We start from the raw sequence: 17,079 nt of genomic DNA, 5'->3' as shown, positions 1-17,079 counted from the left end.
GAGTTCGAGCGGCGCCGGAACGGTCATCTCATGGCTTCAGTCCCATGTAAACTAAGTCACGTATATTTTTTCAACGGAACTGGGGATAGGGCTCGTGAGCTGCCGCAGGCGCTCCTCCCAGGCCATCAGAGCCTCGCGCTTTTCCTTGTCATAGGCGTAGCGGTTGTAGACGGCGTCGGTGATGCCGCGACTCATGGGACTGTGATTGAGCACGAGGGAGCGCACGTGCACCGGCAAGCCAAGACGGGCCATCTCGGTGCCAACCGTGCGCCGCAGGTCATGCGGCGAGGCCTTGCTCATCTTCAGCTGCGTCACCAGCCGGTCCATGGCGCGCGTGACCGTCGTCGCCAGGATCGGCTCGTCCTCCTCGGAAACGGGTGAGGGGAACACGTAGCGGCTCCCGGCAGGGCTTGCCGCGACGGCCTTCGCGAACTCGGCCTTGGCCCTAGGGCACAAGGGGAGGCGATGCAGGAGACCGTTCTTGGTGCGCTCGCCCGGAATGGTCCAGACGGGTTCCGCGATGTTCAGTTCGAGCTCTGATTTCTCGGCCTGGACGATTTCGCTGCGGCGCTGCCCGGTCAGGAGCAAGAGTCGTAAGACCGAGCGTGTGGCAGGACTGAGCATGCGGCCGGCCTCACCACGGGCCATGTGCTCCCCTGTCATGGTCTCCATCGCCGCAAGCGCATTCCAGAACTTCACGATGTCGTCTTCGGATAAGACGCGCTCGCGCGGCTTCACCTGTCCGACCTTGCGAAGCCGTGCCGCCGGATTGAACTCGATAAGGCCTTCATCGACGGCCCAGTTGAGCACGCGGTTGACGAGGATCAGGACATTGTTGGACGCGATAGGGCCGGAGTGTTTGGCGACCTTGTCGCGCAACTTGCCGATCTCCGCGCGCTTGAGCGTGGCGACCCTCTCCTTGCCGAGACCGTTTTCGAGATGGGTCCGGTAAATCGACTGGTCGGTTGCGGCGCGCGCGAGCGATGGCTCGGCGTGGCGGTCGTACCAGTCCTGATAAAGGTCGGCCAAGGTCAGCGTCTCGGAGCGCTTGGCGGCGCGCTCCGCATGGGGGTCCTTCTCCTTGGCGTAGGCGTCCGTAAGGATGTCGCGCGCGCGCGTGCTGGCGTCGGCGAGCCCCACTGAGCTTGCGTCGCCGAGGCGGTACCAACGCTCCGTGCGGGTCTGGCGGCCGCCCGGCTGGTAACGGACATACCAGTAACGGCGCCCTGTAGCGCTGACGTCGAGCCACAGGCCTTCGACGCCTTCGATGCGGTAGCGGGTGCGTTTGCCGCCAACGGGCTTTGCGGCGGCGATCACGCGGTGATTGGCCTTCAGCGTGGGCATCTGCAAGACTCGGTAGAAAAGAGGTCAGGGGTAGAGGGCGCCAGAATGCAGGGGTTCTGAATTCTGTCACGCACCTGTCACGCACGGAAACGGTGCGTCGCGAGTAACGAAGTTATTGCAGATTGCCGGATTAAAGTCTATTAAATACGGCAAATCAATGCGTTATCATGCACGTCGTGGAACGCTGCAGAACCTGTCGGAAAGTTCTCGGGGGCAATCGCACTGCAGAGGTCAGGGGTTCGATTCCCCTCGGCTCCACCACTCCGGTTTTGCGCAGAATCTCGTCACCTAACAGCTTGAACGGCATAGAGATTCTAGCGGTTCGATAACCCTTGCCTCGGACATAGACCAGACGTTCGGCGAACACCAAGCGTAGGAGCGCTCGGCGGTCCTCGATGCGCTCGGAATACCACAGTTTCCAAGGGCTTCTCAGAAACCTCAAGGCGGTTCGATAAGTCTCTTCAAACGAGGCCTGTGGCTTGCCGCACGCAGCGATGCGGTCGCTGGTCAACGCCTTCTGCGATTCGAGTTCACGCACACGGCGCTCATAGGCGGTGATCACAGACACACCACTCGCCTTCATCAGTCGGTCGAGCAACTGATCGACCTTGCGCTCGATGTCGCGCAGGGTCTCCTGAAGCGAGGCGAGCCGTTGACGCCCCTTGGTGATACGCGCATCCCAACAATCGCGCAGCACGTCCAGAGCCAGCTCGAGCAGCCCTTGAGCGGGAACCAGCCCTGTAAGCAAAACCTCGAAGTCGCCTTCGACCACCTCCTTACGAATAGACTTCCGCGATTCAGGACACCCCTTCGTATCGCACAGGTAGTACCCGTAGCTGCGGCTCCGCCCCTTGGACCAGCAAGCCGTCATCGCCTCGCCGCAGCAGGCGCAAGTGACAAAGCCGCGCAGAGGAAAGTCGTGGCCGATGTCCTTGCGCGCCGGCGCCCTCGCGGCGCCGCGCCGCCTGTCCTGAATGGCCTGCCAAGTCTCAAATGAGATCAGCGCCTCATGGTGAGCAGGGACGTAGTTCAATCCCCATTTCGGATAGTCGATGTAGCCGGCATAGACGGGGCGAGCGAGCAATTCGGCGACACGCTCGGGATGGACGCCGCCGTGCCGATCCTTGGGCCATTCGGGCTGATCCTCGAGAAACCGCTGCACCTCTGACTGGGTCTCGAGCCTGCCGCTGGCATAGCCTTGCAGCGCCTCCTTGACGATCCTTGCCAATGGCTCGCGGCGTACCAAAAGCTTGCCGTGACCGGAGACCCTTTCGTACCGATAGCCGATCGGGGGGTAGAAGACCCAATAGCCGCGAGCGGCACGCGCCTGCATCTTCTGGATCACCTGGCGGCGATTCTGCTCGCGTTCAAGTTCGCCTTGTGCGGCGAAGATCGTTTCGACGAACTTGCCCTCTGGCGTGTCGTCGAAGCGGAAGTTAAGGCACTCGACGCGAGCACGGCGTTTCTGGAATGCGCGCCGCAACTGGATATGGAACTCCGTATCGCGAGCGAACCGTTTCAGGTCGTCGAAGATGACGACGTAGTCCTTGTGTCCACGTTGGGCATCAAGATAGCTGAGCAAGGCGACCATGCCGGGCCGCTTCATGAAGTCGCCGCCCCCGGAGACATCGTCTGGAAAGACCGCCTCAACCTCATAGCCCAAGCGTTCGGCATATTGCCGGCACCGCATCTCCTGCAGATCCAAGCCGTGCCCTTCGCTCGCCTGCTTCGAGCTCGAGACGCGGCAATAGATCAGGGCCTTTGTCACGACGAGTGCGGTATTCATTCGTCAACCACTCTCTCCTCCGGCGCCTCGCGCGATATCGAAAAGTCGCTAGCTAATAGGTCAGATTTGTGGGGACTCCCCACGCTCACTTCATAGCACGTCGGGACCCGAACGCACATTGGCGTCGATTGGATCGCCGCATGCAAGCTGTGCGGGATCGTCGCCAAAAGCGCGGTCGACGAAGCTCTGCATGATTTGCTGCAAAGCGCGAATCATCTCGATCTTCACCTCAAGCGGAACATCGAAATGTTCCAGATGAGCCAGATAGGCTTCGAGCTTTGCCGGCGCGATCTCACCCGCAACATTCCCGTCGCCCGTCGTCCCCGGATTTATGCGCTGCTGATCGTGCTGCGCGGCCGACGGTGTGGTGCTTCCGTCTTTGTTGTCATTCTTTCTCATGCACGTCCGAAGTTGTCTGGTTGCGCACCGCTATCGGCGCAAGGCTCGACCAAGCATCTCGGCGGCACGCGTTCGCGGCAACGAGGAAAACGCGAAAAACGTGGGAATTTGGGAGTAGTTGAAGGCAGGCGCAGGAACCTCGTGTCCTCCGCAACGTGGTTGATGCGGCCGTAGAGAGAGAAACATTCGATGGCAGTCGTGATGCGACAAGCCTTAGCGTCGATGACATATCTAACAGCCATCAGCGGACGTGCGGCGTGGATCTGCTATTGATCCAATGTTTGCGGTTGTCACAGAGGCCAGGGCGGTAGCTCTCGCACGCGTTTTGGTGTGAACTCGCCCCATGCGCAAGATCATCCACATCGACATGGACGCCTTCTATGCGTCCATCGAGCAGCGGGACAACCCCGACCTGCGCGGAAAGCCGGTGGCGGTCGGCTCCGCCGTCAAGCGCGGCGTCGTGGCAGCGGCGAGCTATGAAGCGCGGGCTTTCGGCGTTCGCTCGGCCATGCCGTCCGCCACCGCGCTGCGCAAGTGCCCGGAGCTCCTGTTCGTCCCCCCGCGGTTCGATGTTTATCGGACGGTATCGAACGAGATCCGAGAGATCTTCCACGCCTACACGCCGCTGGTGGAGCCGTTGTCCCTGGACGAAGCCTACCTGGACGTGACGGAGAACCTGCGCGGCATCCCGACCGCCTCGGAGACCGCAACCGAGATCCGCGCGCGCATCCTCGAGCAGACTGGCCTCACGGCCTCGGCCGGCGTCTCCTACAACAAGTTCCTTGCCAAGCTGGCCTCCGACCAGAGGAAGCCCAACGGACAGTTCGTGGTGACGCCCAACCAAGGTCCAGTGTTCGTGGATGGCCTGCCGGTGGAACGGTTTCATGGTGTCGGGCCGGTGACGGCCGAAAAGATGAAGGCGCTCGGCATCCATACCGGCGCCGACCTCAAGCGGCAGACGCTCGCGTTCTTGGAGGAGCACTTCGGCAAGTCAGGGGCCTGGTACTACGGGATTGCGCGTGGCGAGGATCACCGGGCGGTGGTGCCGAACCGGGAACGGAAATCGTCCGGCAGCGAGACCACCTTCTCGGACGACCTGTTTGCTGCGGCCGACATCGAGGCCGGTATCGTTGCGATGGCCGACGACGTGTGGACCTGGTGCGAGAAGACGGCGACCTACGGGCACACGGTCACGGTGAAAGTGAAGTACACGGATTTCCGGCTGATCACGCGCAGCCGGACGGTTTCATCGCCAGTCACGACGCAAACTAGGCTGCGGGAGCTCAGCGTGGCACTGGTTCGCACAGTGTATCCGGTGACGGTGGGCGTGCGCCTCGTCGGGGTGTCGGTCTCCAAACTGACGAGCGAGGACCAGACCATTCCGCAGCTGGAGTTGGAATTGCTTCGCGAAGAGTGAGCGCGTGGCGCGGGTCGGCGAGGGTGTCGTCACCGTTCGCAGAGTCCTCATCCGCTGTTGTTGGGCGCCCCGCGGCCAAGAGGGCCGCGGTCGGCCCTACCGCGTGGCCCGTTGCGGCCCGGGCCACGCGCCCGAGCCCCGCGTCTTGCCGGAGGCGAGCCCGGCAAGAGTCGCGGGTCTCGGCCCATGCGGGTTACGGACCTGGCGCAGGACCATGAGCACCAGGTGTCGGCGCATTCCAGCCGCGCGAGGTCCCGTGCCCGAGGTCCGGCCGGCTGCCGTGGAGACGAGACAGAGGTGGGCGGTGGTCGCCGTGACGGGCTCGAGGTGGCGAGAGAGAGGCTCTTGCCGGCCCGTCGTGGAGGCCCGCGATGTCCAAATCCCCTTCTCCTACTGGTGCCGGCGGCAACCGGCCCGCGTTCTACGACGACATCACCAACAAGATCATCGCCGAGCTGGAGGATGGCCGTGTGCCCTGGGTGCAGCCCTGGGGCACGCAGTCCGCCAAGGCGCAGCTCGCGATGCCGAAGAACGCGTCGACCAACCGCACTTACTCCGGGATCAACGTCCTCATCCTCTGGGGCGCAGTCATCGAGCAGGGTTACGCCGGCCAGAGCTGGCTGACGTTTCGCCAAGCTCTCGCGCTCGGCGGCAACGTCCGCAAAGGCGAGCGCGGCATCACCGTCGTCTATGCCGACCGTTTCATACCAGACAACGCCAAGCGACGCGCGGCGGCCAGCGGCGGCGAAGCCCGCGCCATTCCGTTCCTCAAGCGCTTCACCGTCTTCAACACCGACCAGTGCGATGGGTTGCCCGACGAGATCGCAACCGTCGCGCCGCCTCCCCCTCCGGGCACCATCGAGCCGCGTGTCGATGCCTTGATCAAGGCTACCGGCATCGACTTCCGCATCGGTGGCAACCGGGCCTTCTATACGCCGTCCGAAGATTACGTGCAGGTGCCGCCACCGGCCGCGTTCTTCGAGCCGATCAACTGGCACCGGACCGCCTTGCACGAGCTCGGCCACGCCTCGGGACATGCCTCGCGGTTGAACCGTGATCTCGCGGGGGCCTTCGGCTCCCGCAAATACGCGTTCGAGGAGCTGGTCGCCGAGATGAACGCGGCGTTCTGCTGCGCCGCGCTCGGCATCGCGCCGACCGTCCGCCATGCCGACTACATCGGATCGTGGTTGGAGGTCCTGCGGGAAGACAACCGCGCCATCGTCCGTGCCGCATCGCTCGCAAGCAAGGCCGCCGACTATCTCTTGGGTTTCTTGCCCGAAGCCGGCGACACAGCCTCGAATGGACGGAGGGCGGCATGATCCTCCTCACCCCGGAGCTGCACGAACGCCTGCTCGCTAACGGGCGCCTGCGTGATGTCGATCACGTCCCCGTGGTCAAGTTCTTCAATCCCCTCGGCGCCGCGACCTGGCTCGTCACCGAACTCGACGAGGATAACGACACGTTGTTCGGACTCGCCGACCTTGGCTTCGGCTGTCCGGAGCTTGGTGCCTTCAGCCTGACGGAGATGGCGTCAGTGCGGCTTCCGCTCGGCCTCGGCATCGAGCGCGACCTCTGGTTCGAGGGCACGTTCCCGTTGTCGGTCTATGCCGCAGCCGCGCACACGGCCGGCCGCATCGTCCTCGACGACGAGCTTCTGAAGGCCGCAGCCGGGGCGCTGCGACAGACGGAGTGAGTCCCGCTCGCTTCCAACGGCACGCAGCGTGGCGCGCGGCGTGCCGTTCCACCCGGTGCGAAGCAGGCCAGAGGAAGAGAGGGGTGTGGAGTTCGTGACGGGTTGGAGGTCGCGAGAGAGTCTCGGGCCGCCCGTCGTGGAGAACCCCGAAATGGCCAAAACCCTTCCCAAAATCGCGCTCAGCGTCTCGCGCGACATCCCATTCAACAAGCTCGTCCTCAGCCAGTCTAACGTTCGGCGTATCAAGGCCGGCGTCGCCATCGAGGAGCTGGCCGAGGACATCGCCCGGCGCACGTTGCTGCAGAGCCTCACCGTGCGCCCGGTGTGCGATGCCGACGGCAACGAGACCGGACTCTACGAGGTTCCGGCCGGCGGACGACGCTACCGGGCGCTCGAGCTTCTCATCAAGAAGAAGCGCCTTCCCAAGACCGCACCCATTCCGTGCGTCATCCGCACCGGCGGCATCGCCGAGGAGGACAGCCTGGCCGAGAACGTGCAGCGCGCGCCTCTGCATCCGCTCGATCAATTCCGCGCCTTCCTCACCCTGCGCGAGAAAGGCCAGTCCGAGGAGGAGATCGCCGCCGCCTTCTTCGTCTCGGTCGCTATCGTGCACCAGCGCCTACGGCTCGCGGCGGTGGCACCGTCGTTGCTCGACGTCTACGCCGAGGACGGCATGACGCTCGACCAACTCATGGCCTTCACCGTCAATCCCGACCATGCGCGCCAGGAGCAGGTGTGGGAGGCCCTGCAGCGGTCCTATAGAAGCGAGCCCTATCAGATCCGGCGCATGCTCACCGAAGGGTCGGTACGGGTTTCCGACAAGCGGGCGCTGTTCGTCGGCACGACGGCCTACGAGGAAGCGGGCGGCACGATCCTGCGCGACCTGTTCGAGTCCGATGACGGCGGCTGGCTCCAGGAGCCGGCCCTGCTCGAGAAGCTCGTCGCCGACAAGCTCGAGCGCGAAGCCGACGCCATCCGGGCCGAGGGCTGGAAATGGATCGAGGTGGCGCCCGAGCTTCCTTACGGCCACACCTATGGTCTCCGCCGGCTGCGCGGGCGCGAGGTGCCGATAAGCGAAGAGGAGGTCGCGGCGCGCGATGCACTCCAGGCCGAGCTCGACCAGCTCGAGGCCATGTACGCCGAAGCCGACGAGATCCCGGAAGACGTTGACCAGCGGCTTGGCGAAATCGAGACCGCGCTGACGGCGTTCGACGAGCGCCCTGTCGTCTATGAGCCGGACGAGATCGCGCGCGCCGGCGCCTTCGTCAGCATTGACGGCGCGGGCGTGCTCCACGTAGAGCGCGGATACGTCCAGCCCGAGGACGAGTCCGAAGCAGAAGGCGCCGAGGGCGACTCCGACGACGACGCACCCGGCTCGGAAAGAACGACCGCTACCGGGATCGAAGCCGATACGGACGATGAGCCCGCCGTCGACGATCCGGACGAGGACGAGGGCGTGCGCCCGCTGTCCGACCGCCTCCTCACGGAGCTCACCACGCACCGCACGCTGGCATTGCGCGATGCGGTCGCTACCGACCCAGACGTGGCGCTCCGGGCGGCCCTGCATGCGCTATGCCTGAAGCTCTTCTATCGCTACGGCTTCGACACCTGCCTCGAGATCGAGGCCAAGAGCGTGCTGTTCGGCGCCGCATCCGGTCTTGCGGACTCCCAGTCCGCCAAGGCTATCGACGCCCGCCACAAGCACTGGGCCGGCCAGATGCCGAAGAACCCCGCCGATCTGTGGGACGTGCTGGCCGATCTCGACAGTGACAGCCGGCAAGCGTTGTTAGCCCACTGCGTGGGACTCACCATCAACGCCGTGCATCAATCCTACGATCGCCGGCCGAAAGCGCTGCAGCATGCCGATCGCCTCGCCACCGCCGTGCGCCTCGACATGGCGGCCGCCGGATGGACGCCCACCGTGGACTCCTACCTGGGCCGCGTGACCAAGGCACGCATCCTCGACGCCGTGCGCGAGGCCAAGGGCGCCAAGGCGGCCGACCGCATCGCCCATATCAAGAAAGTCGAGATGGCCAAGGAAGCCGAACGCCTGCTCGACGGCACCGGCTGGCTGCCCGATCCGTTGCGGACGGCGGACCTGGAACAGAACAACGGCGCGGAAGCATCGCGCATCATGGCTGCCGAATAGACCATGGGAGGCGGCAGCTTCGGCTGCCGCCCGCCCTCTCAACTCGGCTCGCCCGGCCCCGTGCCGGGCTTTTTGTTTCAGGAGAGTCCTGATGGACACATATGTCTCTTTGGCGCCGTCTTCAGATTACCGACATAGCGCCGTAACGGAGCGTCTGGACGTGATGTCTCTATGGGTCCTATGCAGATGACCATGCGCTCATCCGCCACCGATCTGGCACACCGCCTCGCGCGCGAGGCCGAGGCGGTGTGCCGTCACTATCTCTCCAACGGCCGGCGGGTCGGGCGCCATTGGATTGTCGGGGACGTCCGCAACACGCCCGGACAATCCATGTACGTGCGCCTGTTCGGTCCCGAGAGCGGCACCGGAGCGGCCGGCAAATGGACCGACGCCGCCACCGGCGAGCATGGCGACCTGCTCGACGTCATCCGCGAGACCTGCGGCCTGCTCGAGTTCCGCGACGTTGCCGACGAAGCGCGCCGGTTCCTGAGCCTGCCGCGCCCCGAGCCCGAGCCGCAGTCCAAGACACCGGCCACCGCGGCTCCCAGCGGATCGCCCGAGGCGGCACGCCGGCTGTTCGCCGCCTCGCAGCCGATCGCCGGCACGCTGGCTGCAACCTATTTGCGCCATCGCGGCATCGATCGGCTGCACGATACCGATGCGCTCCGCTTCCACCCACGCTGCTACTACCGGGCGACCGACACCGCTGCGCGCGAGAGCCGACCGGCCCTGATCGCCCGTGTCACCGACCTCGCCGGCACCATCACCGGCGTGCAGCGCACATGGCTCGACGTCTCCGGTCTCGGCAAGGCGCCGATCGACATGCCGCGCCGTGCGATGGGCACGTTGCTCGGCAACTCCGTCCGCTTCGGCGCGGCAGGCGACGTCATGGCGGCCGGCGAAGGCATCGAAACCATCCTGTCCCTGCGTATGGCGCTTCCAGGCACGGCGATGCTGGCCGCGCTGTCGGCACCGCATCTGGCCGCCATCCTGTTCCCGGACACGCTGCGTCGCCTCTACATCGCCCGCGACCCCGACGCCGCCGGCGACACTGCCGTGGCAACGCTGACCAGCCGCGCTGAAGCTGCCGGGATCGAGGCGATCCCGCTCTCGCCACGCCTCGGCGATTTCAACGACGACCTCGTCGCCTTCGGTCTCGAGGACCTGCGGGCCATCGCACGCCCGCAGCTCGCACCCGAGGACGTCGCCCGCTTCCTCCTTCCGGCAATAGACCAGCGCTCCTGACGAGCGCCTGAGCTCCGATCGCGGCCAGTCGCGCCCCGGCTTGCTCTGCCGCAGGGCCGCGCCCGGCCTTCAAGGGGCGATCGGACGGCAGCCGGCCCGGCCCCGCAACGGCTGTGCGCGGCTTTCTTCCCCTGGCGGCGCTGACGCGCCGCCATTCCTCGCGAGACAAGAAAGCCGTGCTCGCCGTCCTCCGCTGCCGCTCCGGCCGCGGTCGCTGCGCGCCCGCGGTGCAGGCCCGCGCCGCCCGCCGTGAGGGATCGCCGGAAGGCCGCGATGGGCGCGGCCAAACCGGCACAGGAGCCCTCCCATGACCAGCAGCCTCGACCTGGAGCCCCCACATACGTCGTCGGCGACCAATCACGTCCTCGCCGAGCTCCAGCTTTACGCGCACCGTCCCTTCGACGACGAGTCCGATCCGCGGCCTCTGCCCGACGGCAACACCGTCGCCGGCGCCGTGGCCGACATCTTCGATGCGCTGGTCGCCACCATGAGCGACACGCGTCTCGAGCCCGATCTCGAGTCGCTGCTCTGGTCGACGGTCAATCTCTTCCACCGCGCCGTTGGCCGCATCGAGCGCACCCTCGACAGCAACGAGCGGGCGCAGAAGAAGAGCCAGCGCATCCAGGACGGCTCCGAGGTTCGCTCCGTTGAGCTCGAACGGCTTATCGCCGAAGGGCTCACCCTGATCGAGCGTCGCAACGCCATGGAGCTGTTCCGTGACCAGGCGGCCGAGCTGTTCGCAACCCATACCGGCAGCGTCTGGCTGCCACGAGCGGGATCGCTGGTCAGCCACCGCACGTTGACCGCGGCCATGATCGACAGCCGCGATTTCCTCGCCGCGAGGCACCGCGCCGAGACCGAACTCATGCTCCCGCAGGGTCCGAAGATCGCCTTGTCAGGCGGCCTTGACTTCAACGATCACCATCTGATCTGGGACCGCCTCGACAAGGTGCACGCGAAGCATCCCGACATGGTGCTCCTGCATGGAGGCGGATCGACCGGCGCGGAGCGCATCGCCGCCTGCTGGGCCGACCAGCGCAAGGTGCCGCACATCCCCTTCAAGCCCGACTGGACCGCGCACGCCAAGGCGGCGCCGTTCAAGCGCAACGATGCGATCCTTGCCGTGCTTCCAATTGGTGCGCTGATCTTCCCTGGCAACGGAATCCAGGACAACTTCGCTGACAAGGCGCGCAGGCTCGGCATCCCGCTCATCGACCTTCGCAAAGTCGGCGGCACTTAGGCGCCGCTTCGCGTCCTCTATAGCAACTGTTTTCTGGACGCCTATTTTCAGGTGTCCCAAGCAAGGTGGCCCGCCAGACGAACAGGGGCTGGGATCAGAAAGCATGCCGTGCAGGGAACAATCAACGTATGCCATCGGCGGTTGGGTTTCCTTCTGTACGAGATCTGCAAGCGTGGTGTGGCGTTTCCCATCAATCGACAAACGACACTCCCCATGCGTGCGGCTTCCCGCCACCCTTCCCGGCAGTACCAACTCAGTCGGGAGTCCCAAGATGGCCACGCTCAAAAGGTTGCCGCTACTAACGACCGAGGAGGCCGCTGCGCTTCTGCGGCTCAAGGCGCATACGCTCGAGAACATGCGCTGGCAGGGCAGCGGACCGTCGTTCCGCAAGCACGGTGGCCGAGTTTTCTATCACCGCAAGGAGTTGCTCGAGTGGTCCGAGCGCGCCCGCCGGCAATCGTCATCAGGACGCAAGCCATGAGGACACGCCCTATGGTCGGTATGGGCATCGGGCTTGCCTTTCTGATGGCGCCGGCGCCTCAGGGTACAATGGTGTTTTTTGTCTGGAACGTATCGCCCAGCGTGGAAACTGGGCTTTACGGGGCCGTGCAACGACGCCCCAACTTCGAAGAACTTGCTCTGGTCCGCCTTCCAGACGCAATCGCACAGTTCGCGGATCAGCGCGGATACCTTCCGCGCTCGGCGCTGCTGATCAAGCCGGTCGCTGGCACCGTAGGCGACCGCGTCTGCCGGTTCGGAGCCCACGTTTTTTTGCGGGGTCAACTCGTTGCCCGTGCTGCAACCGTAAGCGAGCCACTCCCTGCTTGGCAAGGGTGTCGCATCGTCAAGGACGGCGAAGTCTTCCTGCTGGCAGATCATCCGGCGAGCTTCGACAGCCGCTATTTCGGTCCCCTGCATACCAGGCACGTCATCGGGACCGCTGTTCCCGTATGGGGGCCTGGGGTTGGGAGTTCAATCTCCCCCGTTCCGACCATTCGTTTCAGGGATTTAACCACCCCGTGTCTCAGTGCCCAAATGGGCACGTCTCGGTAATTTGGTCCTGTGTCTTAGGTATCGCAGAAATATTATTCGCTTACTGAGTAACGTCTCTCAGGTGAGTTGAACTCGCCGGAGTGTGCGAATCCTGTTTCGCACACAAACGAAGTGCAGCCAAAGGATGTTGTCTGACGGCGAAACACCTTACCTCAGGAACTATCTAAAGAGCCGACGTGAGCACTGACCGAATGTGCTGTCTTTTGGTGCTTCAATGCCGCTCCGTGGACGACCGCATAGATTGCCGGGATGACGACGAGCGTTAGGATTGCCGACGAGATCATGCCGCCCACCATTGGGACGGCGATGCGCTGCATGACCTCCGAGCCGGTGCCGTGGCTCCACAGGATCGGCAACAGGCCGGCCATGATCGCGACGACCGTCATCATCTTCGGCCGCACGCGCTCGACGGCACCTTCCATGATGGCGGCGTGCAGATCGCTGTGGGTAAGATTGCGCCGCTCCTGCTCGGCGATGCGGCGGCGCTCATCGAGCGCGTGCTGGAGATAGATCAGCATGATGACACCTGTCTCCGCCGCGACGCCCGCCAGCGCTATGAATCCGACGGCGACGGCGACTGACAGGTTGAACCCGAGCCACCACATGAGCCAAAGTCCGCCAATGAGCGCGAACGGCAGAGACAACATCACGATTAGAGTTTCGGCGACGCGGCGGAAATTGAGATAGAGCAACAGAAAGATTAACAGCAACGTGACCGGAACGACGAGCAGGAGCCGCTGCTTGGCCCGCTCGTAGTATTCGAACTGCCCGCTCCAGACTGCGTAGTAGCCGGGCGGGAACTTCACTCTTTCGGTTACGGCGCGGCGCGCGTCGGCGACGTAGCTGCCGAGGTCGCGGTCGCGGGCATCTACGAATATGTAGGCGGCGAGCTGCGCATTTTCGGTTCTGATCGAGGCCGGGCCCTGCGTGAGCTTGACGCGAGAAATTTGCCCCAGGGGGATGGACGCACCGTTCGGCAACGGCACGAGGACCTCGCGCGCGATTGCGTCCGGATTGGAGCGCACGTCGCGGGGAAAGCGGAGGCTGACGCCATATCGCTCGCGACCTTCGACTGTAGTCGTGATCGTCTCGGCGCCAATCGCGGATGCGATGACCTGCTGAACGTCGCCGATCATGAGCCCATAGCGTGCGAGCTGCTCGCGATCAGGCTCGATCTCAAGATAGTAGCCGCCGATTATGCGCTCGGCGAACGCGCTCGACGTGCCCGGCACCGATTTGATCGCCGCCTCGATCTCCCGCGCGAGGCCGTCGATAACGGAAAGATCGCGGCCGAGCACCTTGACGCCGACTGGCGTACGGATTCCCGTTGCAAGCATATCGATGCGGGCCTTGACGGGCATGGTCCATGCGTTTGACACGCCGGGGAACTGCAGCGCCGTGTCCATCTCAGTGATAAGCCTATCGAGTGTGAGACCCTTCCGCCATTCCGTCTCCGGCTTCAAATTGATGACTGTCTCGAACATCTCGGTGGGGGCAGGATCCGTCGCGGTAGCGGCACGGCCGGCCTTGCCCCAGACGCTCTCGACCTCCGGGAAGGACTTGATGATCTTGTTCTGAGTCTGCAGGAGCTCGCTGGCTTTCGTGATGGAAAGGCCGGGCAGCGTGGTCGGCATATAGAGCAGTGTGCCCTCGTTCAGGCTCGGCATAAATTCCGATCCGAGGCGCATCGCGGGCCACACGCTGACCATAAGAACGACAAAGGCGAGGGTGATCGTCAGTCCCTTGGCTCGGAGCACGCCCTTGATAACGGGACGGTAGATCCAGATAAGGAAGCGGTTCACCGGATTGCTGCGCTCGGAGACGATACGCCCGCGCACAAACAGTACCATCAACGCGGGAACCACGGTGACAGACAGCAGCGCAGCCGCCGCCATTGCGAAGGTCTTGGTGAACGCGAGCGGGTGGAACAGACGCCCCTCCTGAGCTTCCAGGGCGAAGATCGGCAGGAACGACACGGTAATTATGAGCAGCGAGAAGAAGAGCGCGGGGCCTACCTCGCTCGCTGCCTCGATCAGAATCTCGGTTCTCGGCTTGCCAGGTGGCGCGCGCTCCAGATGCTTGTGGGCGTTCTCGATCATGACGATGGCCGCATCGACCATGGCGCCAATGGCGATGGCAATGCCGCCAAGGCTCATGATGTTTGAGGACAAGCCGAGCGCATACATGCAGGCGTAGGCAATGAGGACGCCGAGCGGAAGCGTAATGATGGCCACCAGCGCGCTGCGAACGTGCAAAAGAAAGACGACGCACACGAGCGCAACGATGGCGCTTTCCTCGATGAGCGTAGTTTTCAGCGTAGCAATGGCGCGGCGGATGAGATCCGAACGATCGTAGACGGGGACGATTTCGGTTCCCTCCGGCAGGCTGTCCTCGATGTCCGCGAGTCGCGCCTTGACGTTGTCGATCACCGACAAGGCGTTCTGGCCGTAGCGCTGCACGGCAATGCCGGACACGACCTCGCCCTCGCCATTGAGCTCGGTGACGCCGCGGCGCTCGTCGGGCGCCAGCTCCACTCTGGCCACGTCGCGCAGCAGAACAGGTGTGCCGCCTTCCGCCTTGAGTGCGATGGTCTCGAGATCGGCGGACCCGCGCAGATAGCCGCGGCCGCGCACCATGAACTCGGTCTCCGCCAGCTCGATGACGCGGCCTCCCACGTCCATGTTTGACTGCTGAATCGCCTCCCGCACCTTGGTCAACGGGATTCCGAAGGCCTTGAGCCGCCGCGGATCGACGACAACCGAGTATTGCCGCACGAAACCGCCGACGCTTGCGACCTCGGCGACGCCATCCGCCTGGGCGACCGCGAAACGCACTTGCCAATCCTGGGTGGAGCGAAGCTCGGCTAGGGTGCGTTTCGCGGCCATGACGACATACTGGTAGACCCAGCCGACACCGGTCGCATCGGGGCCGAGCGACGGCGTCACGCCGGACGGAAGATTGCGAGCCGCGGCGGACAGGTACTCGAGCACACGGGAACGCGCCCAATAAATGTCCGTGCCGTCCTCGAATATGACGTAGACGAAGGAGACGCCAAAGAACGAGAAGCCGCGAACCACCTTGGATCTCGGCACCGACAACATCGCGGTGGACAGCGGATAGGTGACCTGGTCTTCGATGACCTGAGGCGCCTGACCTGAATACTCGGTATAGACAATGACCTGGGTGTCGGAGAGATCGGGAATCGCATCGAGCGGCACGTGGCGAACGGCGTAGATTCCGGCGGCGACAGCGAACATGCAAGCGATCGAGATCAGAACGAGGTTCGTGGCCGACCAGCGGATGAGGCGCGCGATCATTTCGGCTGCTCCTCTGGTGCGGGTGTTTGGGCCGCGTCTCCGGAGAAGCTCGAGAGGGCTGCCTTGAGATTGCTTTCCGCGTCGATCAGGAAGTTTGCCGCGACCACGACCTTTTCGCCCGCAGCCACACCCTCGCGGATCTCCACGAGTTCGTCGCCTCTCGCGCCGAGCTTCACGGCTCGCGGCTCGAACCGACCTTCGCCGCGCGCGACGAGAACGACCTGCCGGTTGCCGCTGTCGATGACGGCGGAGGTAGGAACCGCGAGGCGCTCCCGTTCTTTCGCGCCCGATTCGATCTCCGCATCAGCGTACATCTCATGCTTGATGCGATGCTCCGGATTTTTTACCTCGATGCGGACCTTTCCCGTGCGCGTCGCCGGATCGATCTCATGCAGAATGAATGTGACACGGCCGTCGAAAGGCTCGTCAGGCAGGGCCTTGAACTGGATCTTTGCCGGCATCCCGATCTCAACAGCGGCGAGGTCCTGCTCAGAAACATCGGCGATGACCCAGATAGTCTCCAGGTCGACGAAACGAAGCAGCTCGTCGCCCATGCGCGCCATCTGACCCTCGACGACGCGCTTCTCCATCGCAACGCCCGAGACCGGCGAAGGCCAGTCGATCGACATGACGGGCTCGCCGGTGCTACGGAGCGTATCGAGAACCGATGAGGGGACCTCGAGATTCTGGAGCTGCTGCTCCGCTCCTCTCGTCCCTGTTCCCGTCCGGTCGCGGGCGGCGACTTGGTAGTTGATCTGCGCCGTTACCATCTGCGGGCTGTAGAGCCGGAACAGCGGCTCGCCTGCCGTGACGCTCTGGCCCGTTTCGTTGACGTAGAGCTTCTCGATGAAGGCGTCGGCGCGCAAGGACACGATGCGCATGGACCGTTCGTCGGGCTTGGCGATGGCGGGCGCGCGAACGGGCCGCACGAGCTTGACCATGCGGGCTTCCTCTGTGCGCACACCCGACCGCTGGACCTTGTCGAGGCTTACCGTGACGCTCGCACCGCCCTGGTCCTCGTCTTCGTAGACGGGAATGTAGTCCATTCCCATCCAATCCTTCTTAGGCGTGGGCGACGTATCCGGCAGACCCATCGGATTGCGATAGAACAATATCTTGCGGTCCCTTCTTTCAGCCTGTTCGGGCGCCGCAGCGGACGGCTCGGGGGCGAGGGTCGTCTCCTCGTCCTCGTAGACGGGCACGAAATCACGCCCGTCCTTGGTCTTCGTCGGAGCCGGCGCATAATCCGCCTTGCCGTCGGGGTCCTTCCAATAAAGCACCTTGCGATCGGTCTCGCCGGAGGTCGACTGATCATGGACATGGGTCTGCGCCATGGCCGTTTGCGCCGCAGTGCCGGTCACCAGACGAATGCCGGTATCGGCGTTCACGAGGAGCAGCGCAATCGCTGCTCCCGGGACGAGCATCCTGATCATGGC

Annotated in this window: 13 protein-coding genes; 8 read left to right on the top strand and 5 right to left on the bottom strand. The window is 64.2% G+C overall.

Annotated elements, in window-relative coordinates:
* Positions 1-51: 51 nt before the first annotated feature.
* The 3 genes from PE058_RS03860 to PE058_RS03850 form a co-directional block, all read right to left on the bottom strand.
* Positions 52-1,344, bottom strand: coding sequence for a tyrosine-type recombinase/integrase (locus PE058_RS03860; RefSeq protein WP_271029905.1), 1,293 nt, complete (start codon positions 1,342-1,344; stop codon positions 52-54).
* A gap of 154 nt (positions 1,345-1,498) precedes the next feature.
* Positions 1,499-3,130, bottom strand: coding sequence for a recombinase family protein (locus tag PE058_RS03855; RefSeq protein WP_271029904.1), 1,632 nt, complete (start codon positions 3,128-3,130; stop codon positions 1,499-1,501).
* 90 nt (positions 3,131-3,220) lie between these two features.
* Complete coding sequence (locus PE058_RS03850; protein WP_271029903.1) at positions 3,221-3,529, bottom strand: hypothetical protein; 309 nt, start codon at positions 3,527-3,529, stop codon at positions 3,221-3,223.
* A 343-nt stretch (positions 3,530-3,872) separates the two neighbouring features.
* On the opposite strand from PE058_RS03850, the gene dinB reads away from it, so the two are divergent.
* The 8 genes from dinB (at position 3,873) to PE058_RS22055 (ending at position 12,326) form a co-directional block, all read left to right on the top strand.
* The gene (gene dinB / locus PE058_RS03845) at positions 3,873-4,946 is read left to right on the top strand and encodes a DNA polymerase IV (RefSeq protein ID WP_271029902.1); all 1,074 of its coding nucleotides are present in this window, start codon (positions 3,873-3,875) and stop codon (positions 4,944-4,946) included.
* Between the two features lie 371 nt (positions 4,947-5,317).
* Entirely contained in the window at positions 5,318-6,265 is a 948-nt protein-coding gene (locus tag PE058_RS03840; protein ID WP_271029901.1) for an ArdC family protein, read from the top strand.
* Positions 6,262-6,639: a DUF2958 domain-containing protein gene (locus tag PE058_RS03835; protein ID WP_271029900.1), complete on the top strand. Its 378-nt coding sequence runs from the start codon at positions 6,262-6,264 to the stop codon at positions 6,637-6,639. The genes PE058_RS03840 and PE058_RS03835 overlap by 4 nt, the downstream gene beginning before the upstream one ends.
* 151 nt (positions 6,640-6,790) lie before the next feature.
* Entirely contained in the window at positions 6,791-8,788 is a 1,998-nt protein-coding gene (locus PE058_RS03830) for a ParB/RepB/Spo0J family partition protein (protein WP_271029899.1), read from the top strand.
* Between the two features lie 192 nt (positions 8,789-8,980).
* A complete protein-coding gene (locus tag PE058_RS03825; RefSeq protein WP_271029898.1) occupies positions 8,981-10,033 on the top strand; it encodes a DUF7146 domain-containing protein in 1,053 nt (350 codons plus the stop codon).
* A gap of 307 nt (positions 10,034-10,340) precedes the next feature.
* The gene (locus tag PE058_RS03820; RefSeq protein ID WP_271029897.1) at positions 10,341-11,273 is read left to right on the top strand and encodes a DUF2493 domain-containing protein; all 933 of its coding nucleotides are present in this window, start codon (positions 10,341-10,343) and stop codon (positions 11,271-11,273) included.
* A 271-nt stretch (positions 11,274-11,544) separates the two neighbouring features.
* A complete protein-coding gene (locus PE058_RS03815) occupies positions 11,545-11,754 on the top strand; it encodes a helix-turn-helix domain-containing protein (protein WP_271029896.1) in 210 nt (69 codons plus the stop codon).
* Positions 11,751-12,326, top strand: a complete 576-nt coding sequence (locus PE058_RS22055; RefSeq protein WP_442908674.1) for a S26 family signal peptidase — start codon at positions 11,751-11,753, stop codon at positions 12,324-12,326. Before PE058_RS03815 ends, PE058_RS22055 begins: the two co-directional genes overlap by 4 nt.
* Positions 12,327-12,478: 152 nt before the next feature.
* On the opposite strand, the gene PE058_RS03810 is transcribed toward PE058_RS22055, so the two are convergent.
* Positions 12,479-15,643 carry an efflux RND transporter permease subunit gene (locus PE058_RS03810; protein ID WP_271029895.1) on the bottom strand — a complete coding sequence of 1,055 codons (3,165 nt, stop codon included), beginning with the start codon at positions 15,641-15,643 and terminating at the stop codon, positions 12,479-12,481.
* A complete protein-coding gene (locus PE058_RS03805) occupies positions 15,640-17,076 on the bottom strand; it encodes an efflux RND transporter periplasmic adaptor subunit (protein WP_271029894.1) in 1,437 nt (478 codons plus the stop codon). Before PE058_RS03805 ends, PE058_RS03810 begins: the two co-directional genes overlap by 4 nt.
* Between the last annotated feature and the right edge of the window lie 3 nt (positions 17,077-17,079).

The sequence above is a fragment of the Hyphomicrobium sp. DMF-1 genome (assembly GCF_027886585.1).
Classification (GTDB): domain Bacteria; phylum Pseudomonadota; class Alphaproteobacteria; order Rhizobiales; family Hyphomicrobiaceae; genus Hyphomicrobium_C; species Hyphomicrobium_C zavarzinii.
Note: the sequence above shows the minus strand (reverse complement) of the source record. Positions and strands in the feature narration are given on the sequence as shown.